The 21,305-nt window shown below is 70.9% G+C and carries 16 protein-coding genes and 1 pseudogene; 6 read left to right on the forward strand and 11 right to left on the reverse strand.

Features of this window, described 5'->3' with window-relative positions; genetic code table 11:
• The first annotated feature begins 32 nt into the window (after window positions 1-32).
• Window positions 33-1,088 (forward strand): hypothetical protein, encoded by a 1,056-nt coding sequence (locus AB5J49_RS16555; RefSeq protein ID WP_369169401.1) that lies wholly within the window; start codon window positions 33-35, stop codon window positions 1,086-1,088.
• A gap of 77 nt (window positions 1,089-1,165) precedes the next feature.
• Here the strand turns inward: AB5J49_RS16555 and AB5J49_RS16560 are convergent, their stop codons facing one another.
• Together AB5J49_RS16560 and AB5J49_RS16565 are read right to left on the reverse strand one after the other, a co-directional pair.
• Window positions 1,166-2,830: a DHA2 family efflux MFS transporter permease subunit gene (locus AB5J49_RS16560; RefSeq protein WP_369169402.1), complete on the reverse strand. Its 1,665-nt coding sequence runs from the start codon at window positions 2,828-2,830 to the stop codon at window positions 1,166-1,168.
• 22 nt (window positions 2,831-2,852) lie between these two features.
• Window positions 2,853-3,449 carry an NADPH-dependent FMN reductase gene (locus AB5J49_RS16565; protein ID WP_369169403.1) on the reverse strand — a complete coding sequence of 199 codons (597 nt, stop codon included), beginning with the start codon at window positions 3,447-3,449 and terminating at the stop codon, window positions 2,853-2,855.
• A 166-nt stretch (window positions 3,450-3,615) separates the two neighbouring features.
• Between AB5J49_RS16565 and AB5J49_RS16570 the strand changes: the two genes are divergently transcribed.
• On the forward strand, window positions 3,616-4,413 hold the full coding sequence (locus AB5J49_RS16570) for a TetR/AcrR family transcriptional regulator (protein ID WP_369169404.1): 798 nt from the start codon (window positions 3,616-3,618) through the stop codon (window positions 4,411-4,413).
• Between the two features lie 99 nt (window positions 4,414-4,512).
• Here AB5J49_RS16570 and AB5J49_RS16575 read toward each other — a convergent pair whose 3' ends face one another.
• Both AB5J49_RS16575 and AB5J49_RS16580 read right to left on the reverse strand, forming a co-directional pair.
• A complete protein-coding gene (locus AB5J49_RS16575) occupies window positions 4,513-5,751 on the reverse strand; it encodes a serine hydrolase domain-containing protein (protein ID WP_369169405.1) in 1,239 nt (412 codons plus the stop codon).
• Between the two features lie 137 nt (window positions 5,752-5,888).
• On the reverse strand, window positions 5,889-6,116 hold the full coding sequence (locus AB5J49_RS16580; RefSeq protein ID WP_369169406.1) for a hypothetical protein: 228 nt from the start codon (window positions 6,114-6,116) through the stop codon (window positions 5,889-5,891).
• Between the two features lie 110 nt (window positions 6,117-6,226).
• On the opposite strand from AB5J49_RS16580, the gene AB5J49_RS16585 reads away from it, so the two are divergent.
• Entirely contained in the window at window positions 6,227-7,732 is a 1,506-nt protein-coding gene (locus tag AB5J49_RS16585) for a PLP-dependent aminotransferase family protein (RefSeq protein WP_369169407.1), read from the forward strand.
• On the opposite strand, the gene AB5J49_RS16590 is transcribed toward AB5J49_RS16585, so the two are convergent.
• From AB5J49_RS16590 to AB5J49_RS16605, 4 genes and pseudogenes are all read right to left on the reverse strand, one after another.
• Window positions 7,677-8,855, reverse strand: a complete 1,179-nt coding sequence (locus AB5J49_RS16590) for a glycosyltransferase (protein ID WP_369175156.1) — start codon at window positions 8,853-8,855, stop codon at window positions 7,677-7,679. The two genes, AB5J49_RS16585 and AB5J49_RS16590, sit on opposite strands and share 56 nt — an antisense overlap.
• 186 nt (window positions 8,856-9,041) lie before the next feature.
• A pseudogene (locus tag AB5J49_RS16595) lies at window positions 9,042-9,237 on the reverse strand (peptidase); the annotation flags it as partial.
• Window positions 9,238-9,340: 103 nt separating this feature from the next.
• Window positions 9,341-11,131 (reverse strand): TIGR03767 family metallophosphoesterase, encoded by a 1,791-nt coding sequence (locus AB5J49_RS16600; RefSeq protein WP_369169408.1) that lies wholly within the window; start codon window positions 11,129-11,131, stop codon window positions 9,341-9,343.
• 199 nt (window positions 11,132-11,330) lie between these two features.
• The gene (locus tag AB5J49_RS16605) at window positions 11,331-11,798 is read right to left on the reverse strand and encodes an NUDIX hydrolase (protein ID WP_369169409.1); all 468 of its coding nucleotides are present in this window, start codon (window positions 11,796-11,798) and stop codon (window positions 11,331-11,333) included.
• Window positions 11,799-12,023: 225 nt separating this feature from the next.
• Between AB5J49_RS16605 and AB5J49_RS16610 the strand changes: the two genes are divergently transcribed.
• A complete protein-coding gene (locus AB5J49_RS16610; RefSeq protein WP_369169410.1) occupies window positions 12,024-15,308 on the forward strand; it encodes a S8 family serine peptidase in 3,285 nt (1,094 codons plus the stop codon).
• A gap of 49 nt (window positions 15,309-15,357) precedes the next feature.
• On the opposite strand, the gene AB5J49_RS16615 is transcribed toward AB5J49_RS16610, so the two are convergent.
• Window positions 15,358-16,125 carry a hypothetical protein gene (locus AB5J49_RS16615; protein ID WP_369169411.1) on the reverse strand — a complete coding sequence of 256 codons (768 nt, stop codon included), beginning with the start codon at window positions 16,123-16,125 and terminating at the stop codon, window positions 15,358-15,360.
• A gap of 1 nt (window position 16,126) precedes the next feature.
• On the reverse strand, window positions 16,127-16,669 hold the full coding sequence (locus AB5J49_RS16620; protein WP_369169412.1) for an RNA polymerase sigma factor: 543 nt from the start codon (window positions 16,667-16,669) through the stop codon (window positions 16,127-16,129).
• A gap of 359 nt (window positions 16,670-17,028) precedes the next feature.
• Between AB5J49_RS16620 and AB5J49_RS16625 the strand changes: the two genes are divergently transcribed.
• Window positions 17,029-18,045, forward strand: coding sequence for an aspartate-semialdehyde dehydrogenase (locus tag AB5J49_RS16625; RefSeq protein WP_369169413.1), 1,017 nt, complete (start codon window positions 17,029-17,031; stop codon window positions 18,043-18,045).
• A gap of 65 nt (window positions 18,046-18,110) precedes the next feature.
• Here AB5J49_RS16625 and pepN read toward each other — a convergent pair whose 3' ends face one another.
• Window positions 18,111-20,687, reverse strand: coding sequence for an aminopeptidase N (gene pepN, locus AB5J49_RS16630; RefSeq protein ID WP_369169414.1), 2,577 nt, complete (start codon window positions 20,685-20,687; stop codon window positions 18,111-18,113).
• Window positions 20,688-20,799: 112 nt separating this feature from the next.
• Here pepN and AB5J49_RS16635 point away from each other — a divergent pair, with 112 nt between their 5' ends.
• Window positions 20,800-21,276 carry a DUF1203 domain-containing protein gene (locus AB5J49_RS16635; RefSeq protein WP_369169415.1) on the forward strand — a complete coding sequence of 159 codons (477 nt, stop codon included), beginning with the start codon at window positions 20,800-20,802 and terminating at the stop codon, window positions 21,274-21,276.
• The last annotated feature ends 29 nt before the right edge of the window (window positions 21,277-21,305 follow it).

A 21,305-nucleotide genomic window follows, 5' to 3' on the forward strand; every position in this document is an offset into this window, starting at 1 on the left:
CAGGGCGGACAGGACGCGGGAACCTCCCGGTCATGAACCACAACGCCCCGCTCCCCCCGGTCCCCCCGCTCTCCCCCCGCCCCCTGCGCCACCTCTCCGAGGTGCACCGCCGCGTCATGACGACCGCTCAGCTGAAGTCGCACGGCATCTCGCCCGCCGAGATGAACGACCAATGCCGCCCCGGCGGCCCCTGGCAGCAGCTCCTCCCCGGCGTCTTCCTGCTCCACCCCGGCCCGCCGACCAGCGAGGAGCGCCTGCACGCGGTGCTGATGTACGCGGCGCGGGAACGGTCGCCCGGGGTGCCGTCCCAGCCGAACGCCGGCGAGGCGCACGCCCCCGCCTACCCCGACGCGGTGATCACGGGTCTCGCGGCGCTGACCCTGCACGGCTTCTCCGCCACGCCGCCGCTCACCGCGCTGGACCAGATCGACGTCCTGGTCCCGCGGATGCGCCGGCTGCGCACCACGGGCTGCGTCCGCATCCTGCGCACCGCCGCGCTGCCCACCCCCCAGCAGGTGACGGGCCTCCCGGTGGCCCCGGTCCCCCGCGCCCTGGCCGACGCGGTGGCCGAACTGACGGACGCGAGCGCCGTACGCCGGCTGCTGACCGAGGCCGTCCGCGGCGGCCACTGCGAACCGGCGTCGGTGGTACGGGAGTTGAACCAGGCGAAGCTCCTGTCCCGCCCGCACGTGGTGGAGGCGGTGGACTCCCTGCTCGCCGAGGGCCGCGCGATCGCGGAGGACCGCCTGTACGAGATGGTCCACGTCCACGGCCTGCCCGACCCCGTCTGGAACGTCGACCTGCGCCTGCCCGGCGGCCCCCACCTCGGCGGCCTGGACGCCTACTGGCCGGAGCAGGCGGTGGCGGTCGAGCTGGACACCCGCGCCCCCCGGCAGGACGACGACGCCCTGTGGTCCGAGTACGCCCGCAAGCGCGAGCACCTGGAGCGCCTCGGCATCACGGTCGTCCACATCACCCCGAAGAAGCTGCGGGATTCGATCGAGCAGCAGGCGGCGGTGGTCCGTACGGCCCTGATGGCGGCGGCGGACCGCGATCCGGCCGCGTATGTCGTGGTGCTGCCCCGGTAGTGACGGACCGGGAAGGCGGCACCAGGAGGGGAGAGGAGGGGGCCGCCGGGGCCTGGCCGGCACCGGCGCCCCCCTCCTCATGCCGTCGGCGGCTCGGTTCGTCGGGGAGCACTCCGCAGCGGCACCTCCCGGATCAGCCAGGACACCGCGAACGCCACGGCGCACACCGCGGCCGTACCGAGCGCGACACCGTGCAGCCCATCGACGACACCCGTCCGGAACGCGCCCTGGGCCGGGTCCGGCAGGCCTCTCAGCAGCGCGGGCGTGAGTTCCCCGCCCGTCAGCCGCTTCCCGTCGGCGCCGAGCCGGTCCGTGACGGTGGCGGCGAGACGGTTCGCGTAGACAGAGCCGAGGACCGCGACGCCGAGCGAGCCGCCGATGGTGCGCAGCAGCGTCTGGGTCCCGCTGGCCGCGCCCATGTCGCGCGGCTCGGCGCTGTTCATGGTGATCAGCATCGCCGGCTGCATCAGGCAGCCGATTCCCACACCGAACACGCAGGTCAGCACCGAGGCCGCAGCCGGGGGCGTGCCGACATCGAGCGTGAGCAGAGCCAGGGCACCCGCCGTGGCCAGCGCGCCGCCCAGGATCGGGTAGTGGCGGGAGCGGCCGCCGTTGCTCACCCGCCGCCCGATGGCGAGCTGTGCGCCGATCATGCCGAGCATCAGCGGGATGAGCAGCACACCGCTCAACGTCGACGACATGCCCTGCACGAACTGCATGTACAGCGGCAGAAAGCTCGCCGCCGCCAGCATGGCCGCGCCCGTGACGAAGCTCAGGACCTGCGCCACGGTGAAGTTGCGGTCGCGGAACAGCCGGGGCGGGATCACCGCCTCCTGGGCCCGCCGCTCGACGGGCCCGAACGCGGCGAGTGCGGCCACGGACACCAGGCCGAGCCCGATGATCTGCGGTGAGGCCCAGGCGTACGTCGTCCCGCCCCAGCTCGCGAGCAGCGTCAGGGCGACGATCGCGCCGGTCAGCAGCCCTGCGCCGGCGAGGTCGATCCGTGCCTCGCCGCGCCCGCCGTGCTCGCCGCGTTCACCTCGCGCCGGCACCCCGAAGCCGACGATGGCGAGTGCCACGGCTCCGACCGGCACATTGACGTAGAACACCCATCGCCAGTCCAGTTGGTCGGTGAGGAAGCCGCCGAGCAGCGGTCCGCCGAGCAGTGCGGCGGGAAGCAGTACCCCGATCAGCGACTGGGAGCGCGCTGCCTCCGCGGGAGTGAGCAGCGTCCCGATGAGCGAGAGGGCCCCCACGAACAGCCCGCCCGCGCCGATGCCCTGCACGGCCCGGAACGCGATCAGCTGCCCCATGTCCTGGGCGAGTCCGCACAGAGCGGAACCGACGAGGAAGACGGCAATGGAGGTGAGGTAGCTGCCCTTGCGGCCGTACAAGTCGCCGAGCTTGCCCCAGATGGGTGTGGAGACGGCGGTGGTGAGCAGATAGGCGGTGAGCACCCAGGGCAGCCGGTCGAGACCGCCCAGGTCGCCGACGATGGTGGGCAGTGCGGTGCCGACGATGGTGCCGTCGAGCGTGGCGAGCACGATGCCGAGCAGCAGGCCGAGGACGACGAGCCGGGAGAGCGGGGCGCCCTCCTGAACCGGCCCCGCCACCTCCGGCCCCGCCACCTCCGTCCCCGCCACCTCCGTCCCCGCCACCTCCGTCCCCGCCACCTCCGGTCCCGCCGCTTCCGGCCCTGACCGCACCGCACCCGCACCTGTCCCGTCCGTACGCGCGTTCATGACTCCCCCTTCCCGTCAGGTATCAGGCGGCGTAGGGGCGGACGGACCTGGCGTCCCGCAGGGCATGGGCCCACCAGGCCAACTGGTCGAGGAGCGCCTTCGCGGCCGTGTCGGCGGCGGGGTCCTTGACGCTGCCGTCCGCGTCGAAGCGGCTCCAGGCGTCGTGGAAGCTGACGGTGTTGCGGATGGTCATGGCATTCAACTCGGCCATGACGACCCGCAGATGCTCCACGGCACGCAGGCCACCGGACAGACCTCCGTACGAGACGAAACCGATCGGCTTGCCGTGCCACTGCTCGTTGTGCCAGTCGATCGCGTTCTTCAGGGACGCCGGATAGCTGTGGTTGTACTCGGGCGTGACGAGGACGAAGGCGTCTGCGGCGGCGAGTCGCGGCGTCACGAGGGCCAGCGCCTCCTCGGTGCCGGGCGGCGGCTGCTGCCCGAAGGCCGGGAACACCGTCGGCAGCGGGGTCTCCGCGAGGTCGACGACGTCGGCGCGCATGTCGTCCCGCTGCCCGAGGTGGCCGCTGAGCCACTTCGTCACGACGGGTGCGAAGCGGCCCTCACGGGTCGAGCCGACGAGGACGGCGATGCGGAGCGGTTCGGTGGTGGCAGGCATGGGAGACCCCTTGATCCGACTGGGCGTGTACGGCGTATCAGTATGCGTACAAGGTACACATCGATGTGTACGGCGTCTACTGGAGATACGCTGTACGCGGCATCGGTGAGGGACGACGGGCAGTCGTCGGGGTATCGACCGGGAATCGACGGAGAGGAGCCGCGCCGTGGCGGTCCGCAAGAAGGACGACGGGAAGGGCCGGGGGAAGGGCCAGGGGAAGGGCGAGGGGACGGGCGGGAGCGAGCACGAGAGCAAGGTCGTGGAGCCGTCGCTCTGGGAGCGCATGGAGCGGCCCGCCCCCACACCCCGCGCCTCCCTCACCCTCGAACGGATCGCCACCGCCGCCGTCGAGATCGCCGACGAGGAGGGCGGCGACGCCGTCACCATGCGCCGCCTCGCCCAGAAGCTCGGCGTCGCCCCCATGGCGGCCTACCGGCACGTGGCGGGCAAGGACGACCTCTGGGCGCTCATGATCGACCGCGTCTCCCGGGAGCTGACCGTGCCGGACGACGTGGCGGACTGGCGGGAGGTGCTGCGCTCCTTCGCGCTGCAGACACGGGAGATGATGCTGGCGCACCCCTGGACGGGATCGATGCCCACACCGCTGATCTCGCTCACACCGTCACGGATGGCCATGGCCGAACGGCAGCTGGCCACGCTGGCCTCGTCCGGCCTGGACGCCGACTCGATGATGGCCGCCTTCCGGGCCGTCAGCTCCTATGTGCACGGCTCGACCCAGTCCGAGATCGCCCTGCGCGCGTACAAGGAGCGGCACGGCTGGGCCAGCGGCGACGAGACCCGCCAGGCGCTCGCCCCCCAGATGAACTACCTGATGAGCACGGGACGTTATCCGACCTTCGAGCGTTACGGCCTGAGCGCGGCCCGCAAGGACGACCGTGCCTGGGAGTTCGAGTTCGGCCTCGACTGCGTCCTCGACGGCATCGCGGAACGCCTCGGCATCTGACGGACCCCCATCGGTGCGCGCGTGGACCGCATTCATCACCCACGTCGGAGACGCGCGGCCCTGACGGGTTCAGGGCCGCGCGTCGACCTCCAGCGTCGATCAGCCGATACGAGGCGGTGCGAACCTCACGCCCGAATCGGCTCGGTGCTCCGTGTCCGAGCCCGCTCGGTCACCGGCCTTCGCCGGCTTCGTTCCGCAGAACTCCGCCTCGATCACCGCCCCCGTGTCCCCCGACCAGTCACCGTTGAGGTTGAAGGCCAGGGACCGGCGTCCGTCCTTCGTCGTGATCGCCTCGGATATGGAGCCGTGGATGCCACCTCCGTGGCCCCAGACGGTGACGCCGCAGCTCAGCTCGCTCTTCATCAGGCCGAGCCCGTAGCCGGTGGCCTCGTTGACGGGCACGGTCGTGGTCATCTCGGCCAGTTGCTCGCGCGGGAGGAGCTTGCCGCGCAGGAGGGCCGCGTAGAAGTGGTTGAGGTCGGTCGAGTTGGAGATCATCTCGCCGGCCGAGTAGGCGATGGACGGGTTGATCTTCGTGACGTCGTAGGTCGGGCCGGTCGCCGTCTCGGCCAGCTTGGAGTAGGCCCGGCTGCTCGGCCCCGGGACCGTCACGCGGGTACCCGGGACGGACGTGGCGGTCAGGTGCAGGGGCTTGATGATGCGGTCGCGGACCGCGTCGCCGTACGGGCGGCCGGTGGCCTTCTCGATCACCATTCCGGCGAGCACGAAGTTGGTGTTGGAGTAGTTCCAGGACGTCCCCGGCTCGAAGTCCGGCTTGTGGGTCATGGCGAGCGCGACCAGTTCCTCGGGCTTCTTCGTGTCGTAGCGGTGCTCGAAGAAGCCGTCCTTGAGGAAGTACGTGCGTCCGAAGTCCTCGTCCGCCGTGTAGTTGAAGATGCCGCTGGTGTGGTTGAGGAGTTGGCGCAGGGTGATGCGGCTGCCGTCATGGCCGTTTCCCGTCACCAGGCCCGGCAGCCACTCCTGCACCGTGTCGTCCAGGGACAGCCTGCCCTCCGCCTCCAGCTGGAGCAGCACCGTGGCGACGAAGGTCTTGGTGATGCTGCCCACCCGGTAGCGGTCGTCCGCCGAACGAGGCTTGCCCGTCTTGAGGTTGCCGACGCCTGCCGTCGCCGACCAGGTGCTCCGGCCGTCCTTCGCGGTCACCGTCACTCCGGGCACGCCGACGTCCACCGCGGCCTCCATGGCCTTGCGGGTCGCGTCGTGGCCGGCTCCGGCGGGCGTCGCCGCCAGCGCGGGGGCCGCGAGGGCCACCGACAACGCCACTGCCGTCGCCGCCACCAGGGTCGTGCGGGTCGCCTTGGTCGTCCGTACGGTCATGTCTTGTTCCCCCTAGTTCTCGCCCATGTCGAGCGTGGTCAGGGAGGGAGACTTGGGGGTGCCTGCCAAGGTTGAGGCGCTGCATGCCGGTTGAGCCGGATCAAGACAATCGGGGCGAGGCGCGCGACGGGACCGCTTCAGGCAGCCGGCCCATCGACGGCAACGGCCCGGCGGACACCCGCAGTCCGTGCGAAGTGGGTTCGCAGCCGACGCCACGTGGTCCGCCCCTGGCGCGTGTCGTCCGGCACGACGGGTGCGTCCGGCAGGGCCGACAGGGCGCCGGCCCTGCTCTGCCAGTCCTCGAACACGCCGCGGAACACCTGGTGTTGGTCCTGGATCGGCACCGAGCGCCTCACTGTAGCCACGACGGCCTCCTTCGCGTACACGCACGCGTCGATGGATCGATGGATGGATCGATGGATGGGTGGATGGATCGAAGGTAGCCAGCAATGGCTCGCTGATACCGTCCAATGGCATGCGGGAATCACAGACCAATCTGGCGGGCGATCTTCTGCTTCAGCTGGGGCAGCCCGGCGAGGGCCCGCTGCACGAGCGGGTGAAGCGGGCGCTGCGCACGGCGATCAGGGACGGGCGTCTCGAGGTCGGCACCGCCCTGCCGCCCAGTCGCCGGCTCGCCACCGACCTCGGCTGTTCGCGCTGGGCGGTCACCGAGGCGTACAGCCAGCTCGTCGCCGAGGGATATCTGGAGGCGCAGACCGGCTCCGCCACCCGGGTGCGCTGGACGAACGTCCCCGACGCCGGTTCCGGGCGCCGCGCACCGCGCCGGGCTGCCGAGGCGCTCTTCGACCTCGGTCCGGGTCTGCCGGACCTGCGCGTGTTTCCACGCCGCCGGTGGGCCGAGGCCGTACGGGCACAGGTGACCACCACGGCGTTCACGGAGCTCGGCTACCCGCCGCCCGGCGGTCACCCGCGGCTCAGGCGGACGCTCGTCGCCTACCTGGGCCGCTCCCGCGGCGTCACCGCGACCCCGGAGGACGTGACGGTGTGCACGAGCGTGACCGACGGAGTACGGCGCGTCTGCCACGCCCTGCGCGCCGAAGGCATCACCGCGGTCGGTTGCGAGGAACCGGGCTGGACACGGCTGCGTGAGGTGATCCGCGCCGCCGGTCTGGACGCGGTGCCCGTGCGCACGGACGGCGGGGGCCTGTGCGTCGACGACCTCGTCGGACACACCGGCCTACGGGCCGTACTGACGAGCCCGGCGCACCAGTTCCCGCTGGGCACCGTGCTCGCCCCCGAGCGGCGCGCCGCCCTGCTGCGGTGGGCGCGCCAGGTGGACGGCGTCGTACTGGAGGACGACTACGACGCGGAGTTCCGCTACGACCGGCGTCCGGTCGCGGCCCTGCAGGGAATGGCCCCGTCTCGCGTCGTCCTGTTCAAGTCGCTCAGCAAGATACTGTCCCCGGCGCTCGGCATCGGGTGGATCGTGGCACCGACCCGCTGGACCCAGCACCTGCACCGGTCCGACCAGACGGCGGCCCAGCCCCCGACGCTCGACCAGCTGGCCTTCGCCGAACTGCTGGAGTCGGGCGCCTACGACCGTCACCTGCGGGCCTGCCGGAAGCGCTACCGCGACCGCCGCGACGCACTCGTCCAGGCCCTCGCCCGGCAACTGCCCGGAGCCCCGGTCTCCGGCATCGCGGCCGGCCTCCACCTCATCCTCCGCCTGCCCCGCACCGTGGACACCGCGGCCGTGGTCACCGCGGCGGCCGCCCGGTCACTGCGCATCGCCGACCTCACCGCCTACCACGCCACCGAGGACCACGCCGAGCACGGCCTGGTCCTCGGCTACGGCAACCTCGCGGACGGCGCGGTGCAGGAAGCGGTACGCCATCTGCGCGAGGCGATCGAGCAGTGCGGGGGCCTGATGCCGCAGGGGCTCGGCGGCGGTCCGGCGACTCCCGTCAGTGCGGCTCCCGCAAGGCGGGGCGCGCCGACCCCGCGTGCAGACGGTCGATGAGGGCCGCGTAGGAGGCGATCATGCGGGTGCGGCTGAAGAGCTCGCGGCTCGCCGCCAGGGCCGGGGCGTAGGCGGCGCGGTCGACGACCGCGGTCGTCCAGGCGCGGGCGATCACCTCGGGGTGCGGTGCCGTGACGATTCCGCGCCCGGCCACGATCGCCGCGCTGTCGCCGACGTCGGTGGTCACGGGTACGGCCCCGCACATCATGCCCTCGATCAGGCACAGGGGCGCCGCCTCGCCCCAGGTCGAGGTGAGGGCGACCACGTCGGCACCGGCGTAGACGGTCTCCATGTCGCCCCGGACGCCGAGGAGGTGCAGGCGGCGCCTGTCGTGCCCGTGTCCGAGCGCGGCCCGGATGTCGGCGTCGAGCCTCGGGTTGGCCGCCGTCATGCCGGCGCCGCACATCAGGACGTGACCGTTGGGGGTGCGGCGCAGCCAGGCTGCGGCGGCCCGCAGGAAGAGGGGGACGTTCTTCATCGCGTCGTACCGGGCGGCGTAGACCACCACCGGCGCCTGGTGGTCGATGCCGAGATCCGTGCGCAGGGCCAGTCTGCGCGCCGGGTCGGGGCGGAAGCGGAACAGGTCCACGCCGTTCGGGATCACGTGGAGCAGGTCGGACGGGATGCCGGCGGCCTCGTACGCGGCCCGCGTCGACTCCGCGCAGCAGACGCAGGCCGCCACCGTGCCGTCGGCGATGGCGGCCTTGAGGTCGGCCAGGGACGAGCCCTGGTTCTCCGGGTCCGAGCGGTGCAGACAGACCACGACCGGGCGGCGTGGCAGGCCCGCCTGGTTGAGGAGGGCCAGCGGCTGCTCCTTGAGGGAGAGGATCACGTCGGCCCCGGCCATGGCCCGCGCGGTCTCGGCCAGCTCCGGCCCGTTGAAGGTGACTGGAATCCGACCACCTCCCTGGACCCGGCCCAGCGAGGTGACGCCCGCCCCCGCCGCGGTCAGCGACCGGTAGCAGGCGTCGTCCTCCATCCGCTGCCGGGTGGCCTCCCGGTGTACCTCGCCGTGAATACTCAGCACCTGGTGGTGCTGGCCGCCCTCCATGAGCCCCAGCACCACATCACTGTGAACGATCCGGGCTCCGCCGGAGAAGAAGCCGTCGTAGACCGACAGCACACGCAGTCCGTGTTCCGCGCGCACACGATCACCCGCCTTGCAGCCAAATCAAGCCATCCCCCGTGAAGTGCGGGTTAGCCGATATGAGGCGGTACGGACGTTACATACGGATGAACACGGCGCTTCGTGTCCGAGTCCTCTCGATTACCGACCTTTTCCACTGATCTTTTCCGCTTCTACTGACAGGATGCCGCCGCCGTATCCCCAGACGTGGACGCCGCAGCTCAGCTTGCGGTGGTGCGCTGGAGACCACTGCGCCGGAGCCGTACGCCACGGACGGGTTCAGTTCCGTGACGTCGTACGTCGGCCCCGTCGCCGTCTCCGCCAGCTTGGAGTAGGCGCGGCTGCTGGGCTGCGGCAGGGGCGGCCGGGTAACGGGGACGACGGCCGTCCCGCGCCGTCGCCGTCACCCCGGGCACACCGTCGGCAACGGCCGCCTGCAGGGCCCTTCGGGTGGCCTCGTGGCCATCGCGGTTGAGGTGTTTTCAGCCCTTCTTCAACACCAGCTCGGTGTTGCGGTCCTTCCGGTCACCCGCCAGCGTCGACCGGGCGCCCGGCGCGTTGAAGGACAGCTCGCGGTAGAGGGCGGCCAGGCCCGTCTGGGAGAGGTCCGTGAAGTCCGTGGTGTGCGGGGCCGAGGACTCGATCAGGGTGGTGAAGAGCGAGAGCGTGCCGTCCTTGTTGTCCACCACCTCGATGATCCGGGCGAGTTGGGGGAAGTCGACGTGGGAGGCGGTGGAGATCTCCCAGAAGGAGCCGCCGCCGGCGCCGGAGCGCGGGGTGATGACGTTCTTGTGGATGTGGCCGTTCACCCAGGCGAGGACGTTGCGGTGACCGGTGAGGAGCTCGACCACCTCGGCGCCGCCCACGCGCCGCTCGTTCGGGCGGGCCGGGTCGCGGCGGAGGTTGCCCATCGTCTCGCTGGTGTGATGGCTGAAGATGATCGCGTACGAGTCCTTGTTCTCCCGCAGCGTCCGGTCCAGCCAGTTGAACTGGGCCGCCCCGATGGACCCTTCGTAGTGGCCGCCGGGGTCGGTGGTGTCGAGGCTGATGCCGATGACGTCCTCGGCGATGCGGAAGCTGTAGTACTGGGTGTTCGCGTCCAGGTTGGCCGTCGAGTAGCCGTGCCCGACCGGGCCGAGGCCGCGGTGGGCCGGGTTCAGGTGGGCCCGCAGATAGTCCCTGGGCGTGAACGGGGCCCGGCTCTCGTCCGGCGTGACCGAGCGCATCGAGCGGGCGTGGGCCTTGAGGAAGTCCTTGAAGACGGTGCCCCTCGGGTCCTTGTCCTGCTTGAGGGAGTCCTGGAGCTTCTTGGCGTCGCCCGCCGACACGTTCATCAGCTTCTTGCCGCCGACGGCGAGGTCGGTCAGATAGGAGTCGCTGTGCGAGGCGTAGGTGCCGAGCGGCATCGCGTCGTGGTTGCCGACCGTCGAGTACCAGGGGATGTTCAGGCCGGGGCTGCGCAGTTCACGGACCGCGGCGGCGAGGAAGCCGTCGATGAGCGGGAAGCCGAGCTGCTTGTCGGCGTCGCGGACGCTGTCGTCGGCCTGCCAGTACAGCTTCAGGCCGCTGTTCTGGACGCCCTCGTAGCTGCGCGGGTCACCGGTGTTCGGGGTGACGCGGCCGCCGCTCATCACCGTCAGGAACCACTCCAGCTCGGACTTGGCGTTGTTGTCCGTGTTGTCGCCGGTGGTCATGGCGAAGTGGAACGGGGCACCGGTGACGGGGGCGCCCCGCAGCGCGTTGATCCGCTCGACGAGCGCGACGGCGCCCGGCACGGTGAGCGCCTCCTGCGGCCGCCAGGCGTGCACGTCGGTCGAGCGCAGGTACTCCAGCCGCAGCGGGTGCTGGGCGTCGATCAGGTGCAGGTCGGTGAGCTGCACGAAGGCGGCGAGCGCCGTACGCCGGCTCTCGCGCCCCGACTTGGCCGCCGTCAGGTTCTCGCGGACGACCCGCTTCCAGCCGGGACCGTGGCCGAGCCGCCGGTAGCCGGAGGTGCCGCGCGGGGCGGCGACCGAGGTGAGGGTGGTGCCGCGGGTGTACGGCGCGAGCGCGACCGGCACCTTGCGGGAGGCGCCGACGGGCGCCTCGGCGGCGGCGTTGCCCGCGCCGGCGCCCGGTGCGCTCGCGGGGCTCGTGGTGGTGGCGGCCTGGCTTTCGGTGGGCCGCAGGGCGTAGCCGACGCCGGCGGAGAGGGTCACCGCTCCGGTGGCGGCGAGCAGGGTACGGCGGTGGATCCCCAGCGCGGAGCTGGCGACAGAGCGTATGCGCGACATGGCGCGATCTCCCCGAGTGCGAACGCGTCGGCAGTGGTCGCGGGTGGTCGCCGAGGCGAACATCCCGCTCACTGTGGATCGTTGGCACCGGGGATGACCTGTGCATGAACATGACGGCAACGGGCAGCGCCGATCACCGTACGTGGATCTTGTACTACCTTCCGCGTTCACGGCCGCTCCTTCAACGGCCGGAACGCGGTCACTCAGTGTTCATTTTCCGGGGTACCCGTCCCGTCGCCGGACGCTCACGCCACAGCGCCAGGCCCTTCTCGACCATGGGGACCAGGGTCAGGTCGGGCACCGCGTCGAGCGGATGCCAGGCCGCCATGTCCGTGGAGCCGTTCGTCTCGTAGCGCAGTTCGCCGCCGGTGATCTGTGCCTCGTAGACCAGCCGTACGCCGTGGTGGTCCACGCCCCGGCGGAGGCTGCGGCCCGGGAAGAGGCGGTGGAAGGAGTCCATGCCGAGCAGGCCGGTGGGTTCGACGACGTAGCCGGTCTCCTCCTCCACCTCCCGCACGACCGTGTCGTAGGGATCCTCACCGTGTTCCATGCCGCCGCCGGGCAGGACCCACTCGAAGCCGCCGCCGGGCGCCGGGGACCGCGCGAGGAGGAGTTGTCCGTCACGTACGCAAATGGCGTAGGCCGCCACCCTCAAGTTCTTCCGCACGTACGGACGTTAAACGGCCGGGGCCGCATCGGGCAGGTGATTATTCGGCTTGCGGGTGACTTGCCCTTTTCGCTCCGGACGCCCCAATTGCATAGGGGGTTTCCCCCATCCCTCTATTTCGATTCGGTCAACTCTTCCCAAACATCCTTCCCTTGCGTAAGGCTGTGCGGTCGTCCGGGGTCGCATACCGGACGCCTCATGCTCCTTTACCAACAAGGGATGCCAATGACCCTCACCCCCCAGCGCGAACCGAAGCCGGGTGCGAGACGCGCGGCCCGCATAGCCGTGGCCGCAGGTCTCGTCGCCGCGCTCTCCGCGGCCGGGCCGATACCCATGGCCCTGGCTGTGGACCCCGCGCCCGCCGCGACGGACCCGAGCGTCAAGTCCGCGCACGACAAGCTCGGTTCGGACGACGCCGATCTGCTCGCCGAGGCCAAGGCCGACGGCGACAAGAACGTCACGATGATGATCGCGACCGCGCCCGGCCAGACCGAGAAGGTCGCCGGGCAGCTGGACGCGGTCGGCTCTGTGGGCCGCACCTACGACAAGCTCGGCTACGTCCGGGCCACCGTCCCCACCGGCAAGGCCGACTCGGCCATCGCCGCCGCCGCGAAGCTCTCCTCGGTACACGGCATCGATCTGCGCGAGGAGATCCCCCTGGACGACCCCGCGGTCGACACCAGGAAGTCGGCGCCCGCCGCGACCTCGTACACGGGTCCGAGCAAGAGCACCCCGGCCGAGAACCCGTACAACCCGTCCTTCGAGACGGGCGCCGTCGACTTCGTGGAGGACCACCCGAAGTCGGACGGCCGCGGCATCACCATCGGCATCCTCGACTCGGGCATCGACCTCAGTCACCCGGCGCTGCAGAAGACCTCGACCGGCGAGCGGAAGATCGTCGACTGGGTCACCGCCACCGACCCGCTCCTCGACAGCGACCGCACCTGGCGCCCGATGGTGACCTCGGTCTCCGGGCCCACCTTCGCCTACGGCGGCAAGACCTGGACCGCGCCTGCCGGTTCGTACCAGGTCAGCACCTTCCTGGAGTCGTACACCACCGGCGGGGACGCGGCCGGCGACGCCAACCGCGACGGCGACAAGACCGACTCCTGGGGCGTCCTGTACGACGCCGCGAACGGCACCGTCCGGGTCGACCTGAACAACAACAACGACTTCGGTGACGACACCCCGATGAAGCCGTACAAGGACGGCTTCCAGATCGGCTACTTCGGCACCGACAACCCGTCCACGGACGTCGCCGAGCGGCAACCGTTCGTCGTGCAGATCCGCAAGGACGTGCCGATGGACCCGCTGGGCGGCGACTGGGTCGGCAAGAAGTCCGACTTCGTCAACATCGGCGTCATCGAGTCCGAGCACGGCACCCACGTCGCCGGCATCACCGCCGCGAACGGCCTGTTCGGCGGCAAGATGAACGGCGCGGCCCCGGGCGCGAAGCTCGTCGCCTCCCGTGCCTGCACCTGGACCGGCGGCTGCACCAACGTCGCGCTCACCGAGGGCATGATCGACCTCGTCGTCAACCGCGGCGTCGACATCGTCAACATGTCCATCGGCGGCCTCCCGGCGCTGAACGACGGCAACAACGCCCGCGCCGAGCTGTACACGCGGCTCATCGACACCTACGGCGTCCAACTGGTCATCTCGGCCGGCAACTCCGGCCCCGGCGCCAACACCATCGGCGACCCGGGCCTGGCCGACAAGGTCATCTCGGTCGGCGCGACCATCTCCAAGGAGACGTGGGCCGCCAACTACGGCTCGGCCGTGCAGAAGTCGTACGCGATGATGCCGTTCTCCTCGCGCGGCCCGCGTGAGGACGGCGGCTTCACCCCGACGCTCTCCGCGCCGGGCGCCGCGATCAACACCATCCAGACCTGGCTGCCGGGCGCCCCGGTCGCCGAGGCCGGCTACTCGCTCCCGGCCGGCTACGGCATGCTCCAGGGCACCTCGATGGCGTCCCCGCAGGCGGCGGGCGCGTCCGCGCTGCTGCTGAGCGCCGCCAAGCAGAAGGGCATCGCCCTGACGCCGGCCAAGCTGCGCACCGCGCTCACCTCGACCGCCGATCACATCAAGGGTGTGCAGGCGTACGAGGAAGGTGCCGGGCTCATCAACATCGAGGACGCCTGGGACTCGATCCGTGACGGCGCCACCGCCAACGAGTACACGGTCAAGGCACCAGTCGACACCGCGATCGACCAGCTCCTGAAGACCCCGGGCTTCGGCACGGGCGTCTACGACCGCGAGGGCGGCCTGAAGGCCGGCCAGAAGAAGACGTACGACGTCACGATCACGCGTACGTCCGGCGCGGACAAGGCGATCCGGCACGAGCTGCACCTGGAGAACAACGCCGGTGACACCTTCCGGATCGTCGGCTCCGACGAGATCAGCCTCGGCCTGAACAAGCCGGTCACCGTCCAGGTCGCCGCCAAGCCGTCCTCGGCCGGCGTCAAGAGCGCGATCCTGGAGGTCGACGACCCGCGCACCGAGGGCATCGACAAGCAGGTCCTCAACACGGTCGTGGTCTCGGCCCCGCTGAAGTACACCTACTCGGCGGCCGGTTCGGTGCAGCGCAACAGCAACAAGTCGTACTTCGTGACCGTCCCCGAGGGCGCGAAGTCGCTGGAGGTCGCGATCGGCGGGCTGAAGGACAAGAGCCAGACGCGGTTCATCGCCATCCACCCGTACGGCACCCCGTCCGACAACACCGGTACGCCGTACTGCTACAACAACTACCTCGCCGGCAACGGCTGCAAGCCGGACGTGCGTGCCTACGCCGACCCGCAGCCCGGCGTCTGGGAGATCGAGGTCGAGTCGCGCCGTACGTCGCCGCTGCTCGACAACCCGTACACGCTGGACGTCACCATCCTGGGCGCGGCCTTCGACCCGGAGACCGTGACCGTCCCCGAGGCCAAGGTCGGCACCCCGGCCGCCGCCTCCTGGAAGGTGACCAACAACTACGCCGCGATCGACGGCAAGCTGGCCGGCGGCCCGCTCGGCTCGTCGAAGACGGCGCGTCCGACCATCGCCGAGGGCGTCACGCAGACCACCACGGTCGAGGTGCCCGCGGGCGCCACGTCGCTGGACGTCTCCATCGGCAACGTCTCCGACGCGGCCGCGGACCTCGACCTGGTGGTGAAGGACGCGTCCGGCGCCCAGGTCGGCAGCTCCGCCGACGGTGACTCGGAGGAGGCGGTCTCGGTCGCGAAGCCGGCCGCCGGAAAGTACAGCATCGAGGTCGTCGGCTACTCGGTGCCGTCCGGCTCGACGGCGTACGACTACCTGGACGTGTTCTTCTCCGCCGCGCTCGGCAGCGTCACCGTCGACGAGTCGCCGGTGAAGCTCGGCACGGGTGCCTCGGCCACCGTCACGGGCACCGCCACCGCGCAGGCGGCCGCGCCGGAGGGCCGCGAGTTCTTCGGCCAGGTCCAGCTGCTGAACGCGCGCGGCACGGTCGCGGGCCTGGGCAGCGTGAAGATCGAGAAGGTCACGCCGTAATCGCTGGTACGACCATGGGGCGGGCGTCCGTACGGGCGCCCGCCCTTCGTCATTCGCAGGTGGGCCTGCCCGCCTCGGACAGCGAGTCGGTGATCCAGGCCCGTTCGAGGGCGATGTCCTTCTCGCCGACAGCCCAGACGTCCGCTGCCGCGGCATGCCGCTGGATGCCGACCAGGATGTGTTCGCCCTTGTGGACGACGCCCTCCTCCATCAAGAAGGTCACCTCGTCTTCCTTGCTCTTCTCCGGCTGGTAGAAGCGGGTCACCCGCAGTGTGATCCGCTCCTGTGCCGTCCCGGGCAGCGGCTCCACGGCGGTGACGTCTCCCTCGGCGACCAGGCGGGCGCAGGCGAGGTAGAGGGGGTTGGCGAAGTCGGGGCCAGCCTCCTTGGAGCTCGCCTGGTCGGCGCTGCCTCCCGAGGAGAGGCCTGCGTCCCCGCCCTGCGACACCAGCCAGCCCAGGCCGGTCACCACGGAAGCGACGGCGGCCACCGCGAGGGTGCCGAAGGCCAGGGTGAACGCACGCCGCCGGACGCGGGAAGGGCGTCGTGGGGGAACGGGCTCGGGGGACTGGGCCGGGGCCTGGGCCTGGGCCTGGTCCGGCTCGGCGAGGGCCTCACCGATGAGCCCCAGCTGCTCCCGCAACAGCGCCACATCGGCGGCAGCCGCCCGGTGCTCGGCCATGAAGGCGGCGTCCGCGCGCGTCTCGTCCGGCAGCGGTTCGCCGGTGATCGCGGCCATCAGCGCGTCGACGCCGGTACGGCCGTCGTAGCCGTCGTATCCGTCGCGACCGTTACGGCTTTCGTTCTCGGCGGTCACGTCACACCACCTCGTCCTCGTGCAGGCGGGCGCGCAGAGCCCGTACCGCCGTGTGCAGCCTGCTCTTGACCGTGCCCTCCGGGATGCCGAGCTCCTCGGCGATCCCGCGCACCGACAGGTCGGCGTAGAAGCGCAGGACGAGGACCTGGCGCTGGGCGTCGGGCAGTTCGTCCAGGCCCTGGGCGACGGCGAGGGAGAGCAGGCTGGTGTCCTCGCCGGAAGGGTGTTCGAGCTGGCGCAGGGAGGCGAGCCGCTCCCCGATCCGCTCCTGGCGCTTCTTGGCCCGGTGCCAGTCCATGGCGAGGTTGGAGGCGACGACCGCCGCCCACGCCGAGACGTCCCGCGGCGCCTCCCGCCCGCTCGCGGCCCGCTCCAGCAGCCGCAGGCGGACCTGCTGTACCCCGTCCAGCAGGTCCGCCTGCGGCACCCCGCCCAGCGCGAGCACCGCCCGCACCCGACGCTCCTGGGCCGCGTCCAGCGGGTCGTCCGGTACGTCCTGGACGGCACCGCCCCCCTGGTCGCGGCGGGCCTTTCTGCGCAGCACAGCCACCCCTCCCCTCGCCGTGTTGTGCCTATGACGCCGGTGCGGGCCAAAACGTTCGACGGGTTCGGCGGGATTTCCCCGGTACCGGACAGAGGCGTACGTCACACCGCCGTGTGGCTCGGTGGGCGGCGGGCAGGCGAGCTTGCGGTGCGGGACCCCCGTCGGACGAATTTCTCCAGCTCAGCGGGGGTGAAAGCCGGATTTCCGGTACCGTCGACCGGTCTGTCGCGTCCCAAGGATCGACCACCGGACGCAAACAATTGGACACGCGGGCCGGGGTGGGCCGCATGATGGAAAAGCCTCGGCCAAGCAACATGCACGTAAAGACATGCACGCGAAGAGACGAAGAGGGAGTCACCGTGAGGGTCGGAATCGTCGGAGCCACCGGTCAGGTCGGCACGGTCATGCGCAGGATCCTCGCGGAGCGTGACTTCCCGCTCACGGAGCTGCGCCTGTTCGCCTCGGCCCGTTCGGCGGGGACGGTCCTGGACGGCGTGACGGTGGAGGACGCGGCCACGGCCGACTACTCCGGTCTGGACATCGTCCTGTTCTCGGCGGGCGGCTCGACCTCGAAGGCCCTGGCGCCGAAGGTCGCCGCGCAGGGCGCCGTGGTGATCGACAACTCCTCCGCCTGGCGCCGCGACCCCGAGGTTCCGCTGGTCGTCTCCGAGGTGAACCCGCACGCGATCGCCGACCGCCCCAAGGGCATCATCGCCAACCCGAACTGCACGACGATGGCAGCGATGCCGGTGCTGAAGCCGCTGCACGCCGAGGCGGGTCTTCAGGCGCTGGTCGTCGCCACCTACCAGGCGGTGTCCGGCTCCGGTCTGGCCGGCGTGGACGAGCTGTTCGAGCAGGTCAAGAAGGTCGGCGACGACGCGCCCAAGCTGACCCACGACGGCTCGGCGGCGGAGTTCCCCGAGCCGAACAAGTACGTGGCCCCGATCGCGTACAACGTCCTGCCGATGGCCGGCTCGATCGTCGACGACGGCCTGAACGAGACCGACGAGGAGCAGAAGCTCCGCCACGAGTCCCGCAAGATCCTGGAGATCCCCGAGCTGAAGGTCTCCGGCACCTGCGTCCGTGTCCCGGTCTTCGCCGGCCACTCCCTCCAGGTCAACGCCCGCTTCGCCCGCCCGATCAGCGTCGAGCGCGCCAAGGAGCTGCTGGCCGGCGCCCCCGGTGTGGCCCTCACCGACGTCCCGACCCCGCTCCAGGCGGCCGGTCAGGACCCGGCGTACGTCGGCCGCATCCGCACCGACGAGACGGTCGAGCACGGCCTCGCCCTCTTCCTCTCCAACGACAACCTCCGCAAGGGGGCCGCGCTGAACGCGGTGCAGATCGCGGAGCTGGTGGCGGCGGAGCTGAAGGGCTGACGCCCCCTCCCACAGCCAAGGGGCGCCCACCGGTGACGGTGGGCGCCCCTTGGGCGTACGTACGGCTACTCCGCGGCCGCCGCGTCCGCCGCCTGGGCCTTCAGCGCGCGCTCGACACCCGCCCGGGACTCCGAGACCAGGCGGCGCAGGGCCGCGTTCGGGTCGGTCTCGGCGAGCCAGGTGTCCGTCTTGCGCAGGGTCTCCTCGGAGACCTGGAGTGACGGGTACAGGCCGGTCGCGATCTGCTGGGCGATCTCGTGCGAGCGGGCGTCCCAGATGTCCTTGACCACCTCGAAGAACCTGTCCGTGTAGGAGGCCAGGAGTTCGCGCTGGTCGGTCTGGACGAAGCCGACGATGACCGCTTCCTGAAGGGCGTTCGGGAGCTTGTCGGAGTCGATGACCGACGACCAGGCCTCGGCCTTGGCCTCCGCGGTCGGGCGGGCGGCGCGGGCCGTGGCGGCGTGCCGCTCGCCGGCCGCCGTCCGGTCCCGCTCGTACTCGCCCGCGATCTCCGTCTCGTCGAAGCGGCCCACCGCCGCCAGGCGCTCCACGAACGCCCAGCGCAGCTCCGTGTCGACGGCCAGGCCCTCGATCGACTGGGAGCCGTCCAGCAGGGCCTCCAGCAGGTCCAGCTGCTCCGGCGTGCGGGCCGTCGCCGCGAACGCCCGCGCCCACGCCAGCTGGTGGTCGCTGCCCGCATCGGCGGAACGCAGATGAGCCAGCGTGGCGTCCGTCCAGCGGGTCAGCAGGGCCTCGCGGGCCGCCGGGTCGGCGTACAGCTCGATCGCCAGCTTCACCTGGCGCTGCAGCGACTGCACGAGGCCGATGTCGGACTCCTTGCCGATGCCCGACAGGACCAGGGAGACGTAGTCGCGGGTGGCGAGTTCCGCGTCGCGCGTCATGTCCCAGGACGACGCCCAGCACAGCGCCCGGGGCAGCGAGGCCTCGAAGTCGCCGAGGTGCCGCGTCACGAACGCCAGGGACTCCTCGTCCAGGCGGACCTTCGCGTACGACAGGTCGTCGTCGTTGAGGAGGACCACGTCCGGACGGCGGGTGCCCGCCAGCTGCGGTACGGCGGTCAGTTCGCCGTCCACGTCCAGCTCGATGCGCTCGTCGCGCAGCAGCTTGCCCGTCGCCTCGTCGAGGTTGTAGAGGCCGACCGCGATGCGGTGCGGACGCAGGGTCGGCTCGCCCTTCGCGCCCGTCGGCAGCGCCGGGGCCTCCTGGCGGATCGCGAAGGACGTGATCACACCGTCGGCGTCCGTCTCGATCTCGGGGCGCAGGATGTTGATGCCCGCCGTCTCCAGCCACTGCTTCGACCAGGTCTTCAGGTCGCGGCCGGAGGTCTCCTCCAGGGCGCCCAGCAGGTCGGACAGGCGCGTGTTGCCGAAGGCGTGGCGCTTGAAGTACGCCTGGACGCCCTGGAAGAACTCGTCCTCGCCGACGTAGGCGACGAGCTGCTTGAGGACGGAGGCGCCCTTGGCGTAGGTGATGCCGTCGAAGTTGACGAGCACGTCGTCCAGGTCGCGGATCTCGGCCATGATCGGGTGCGTCGACGGCAGCTGGTCCTGGCGGTACGCCCACGTCTTCATCTGGTTGGCGAAGGTGGTCCACGCGTGCGGCCAGCGCGACTCGGGCGCGTACGCCTGGCAGGCGATGGACGTGTACGTGGCGAACGACTCGTTCAGCCAGAGGTCGTTCCACCACTCCATGGTGACCAGGTCACCGAACCACATGTGGGCCAGCTCGTGCAGGATGGTCTCCGAGCGCGTCTCGTACGCCGCGTTCGTCACCTTGGACCGGAAGACGTACTGGTCGCGGATGGTCACCGCGCCCGCGTTCTCCATCGCGCCCGCGTTGAACTCCGGCACGAACAGCTGGTCGTACTTCTTGAACGGGTACGCGTAGTCGAACTTCTCCTGGAACCAGTCGAAGCCCTGCCGCGTCACCTCGAAGATCGCGTCCGAGTCGAGGTACCCGGCGAGCGAGGGACGGCAGTAGATGCCGAGCGGGACGGACTGGCCGTCCTTCTCGTAGACGCTGTGCACCGAGTGGTACGGGCCGACGATGAGCGCCGTGATGTACGTCGAGATGCGCGGCGTCGGCTCGAAGGCCCAGACGCTGTCCTTGGGCTCCGGGGTGGGCGAGTTGGAGATCACCGTCCAGCCCTCCGGGGCCTTCACGGTGAACTGGAAGGTGGCCTTCAGGTCGGGCTGCTCGAAGGACGCGAAGACGCGGCGGGCGTCCGGGACCTCGAACTGGGTGTAGAGGTAGGCCTGCTGGTCGACCGGGTCGACGAAGCGGTGCAGGCCCTCACCCGTGTTGGTGTACGCGCAGTCGGCGACGACCCGAAGGACGTTGCGGCCCTCCAGCAGGCCGGCCAGCGCGATCCGGGAGTCCTTGAAGACCTCGGCCGCGTCCAGCGGGTCGCCGTTGAGGGTCACCTCGTGGACGGTCGGGGCCACGAGGTCGATGAAGGAGTCGGCGCCGTTTTCGGCGACGTCGAAGCGCACCGTGGTCACGGACCGGTAGGTGCCGCCCTCCTGCGCGCCGGAGAGGTCGAGATCGATCTCGTACGAGTCAACAGTGAGCAGCTTCGCCCGCTGCTGTGCCTCTTCGCGAGTCAGGTTTGTGCCAGGCACGCGGTCATCTCCTCGATATGTGTGGGTTGCGCCATCCTTCCACGGGAGCTGCACGGAGCGCGAAGTCCGTTTACCGCCGGTGGGCGGGGCGGACGCGCGTGAGGCTGGGGCCATGACGACCTACTTCGCACGTCCTCTCTCTCCGACGGCCCTGAAGGAGTTGCGCTCTGCTGACGATGCGGGGCGCCGGATGGTTCCCGTGACCGACGAGGATGGCGGGTCTCCGTTGCGCTGCTGCCTGCGCCACAGCACGCCCGGCGAGCGGATCGCCCTCGTCTCCTACGCTCCGCTGCGCCGCTGGGCGGCCGAGACCGGCGTCGATCCCGGGGCGTACGGCGAGCAGGGGCCCGTCTTCATCCATGCGGCTCAGTGCGCGGGGCCTCAGCTGGAGAGCCTGCCCTTCGTAAACGCTCGGCGCGTGGTCCGCCGGTACTCGGCCGAAGGGACCATCCTCGGCGGACAGCTGGTCGAGGACACGAGCCTGTTCGCCACGGCGTTGCGGGAGGCCTTCGCCGACCCGGCCGTGGCGCTCGTCCACGTCCGGGCCGTCGAGTACGGCTGCTTCCTCTACGAGGTGCGCCGGCCCTGAGCACAGGAGAACGAGGGCCTGACGTGCCC

It is taken from the genome of Streptomyces sp. R28 (genome assembly GCF_041052385.1).
Taxonomy (GTDB): domain Bacteria; phylum Actinomycetota; class Actinomycetes; order Streptomycetales; family Streptomycetaceae; genus Streptomyces.

What these genes read in the sequence shown, in the direction of transcription:
- AB5J49_RS16555 (WP_369169401.1), top strand. Translation starts at nt 33, where the DNA reads ATGAACCACAACGCCCCGCTCCCCCCGGTCCCCCCGCTCTCCCCCCGC.
- AB5J49_RS16560 (WP_369169402.1), bottom strand. Translation starts at nt 2,830, where the DNA reads ATGAACGCGCGTACGGACGGGACAGGTGCGGGTGCGGTGCGGTCAGGG.
- AB5J49_RS16565 (WP_369169403.1), bottom strand. Translation starts at nt 3,449, where the DNA reads ATGCCTGCCACCACCGAACCGCTCCGCATCGCCGTCCTCGTCGGCTCG.
- AB5J49_RS16575 (WP_369169405.1), bottom strand. Translation starts at nt 5,751, where the DNA reads ATGACCGTACGGACGACCAAGGCGACCCGCACGACCCTGGTGGCGGCG.
- AB5J49_RS16585 (WP_369169407.1), top strand. Translation starts at nt 6,227, where the DNA reads ATGCGGGAATCACAGACCAATCTGGCGGGCGATCTTCTGCTTCAGCTG.
- AB5J49_RS16600 (WP_369169408.1), bottom strand. Translation starts at nt 11,131, where the DNA reads ATGTCGCGCATACGCTCTGTCGCCAGCTCCGCGCTGGGGATCCACCGC.
- AB5J49_RS16610 (WP_369169410.1), top strand. Translation starts at nt 12,024, where the DNA reads ATGACCCTCACCCCCCAGCGCGAACCGAAGCCGGGTGCGAGACGCGCG.
- AB5J49_RS16635 (WP_369169415.1), top strand. Translation starts at nt 20,800, where the DNA reads ATGACGACCTACTTCGCACGTCCTCTCTCTCCGACGGCCCTGAAGGAG.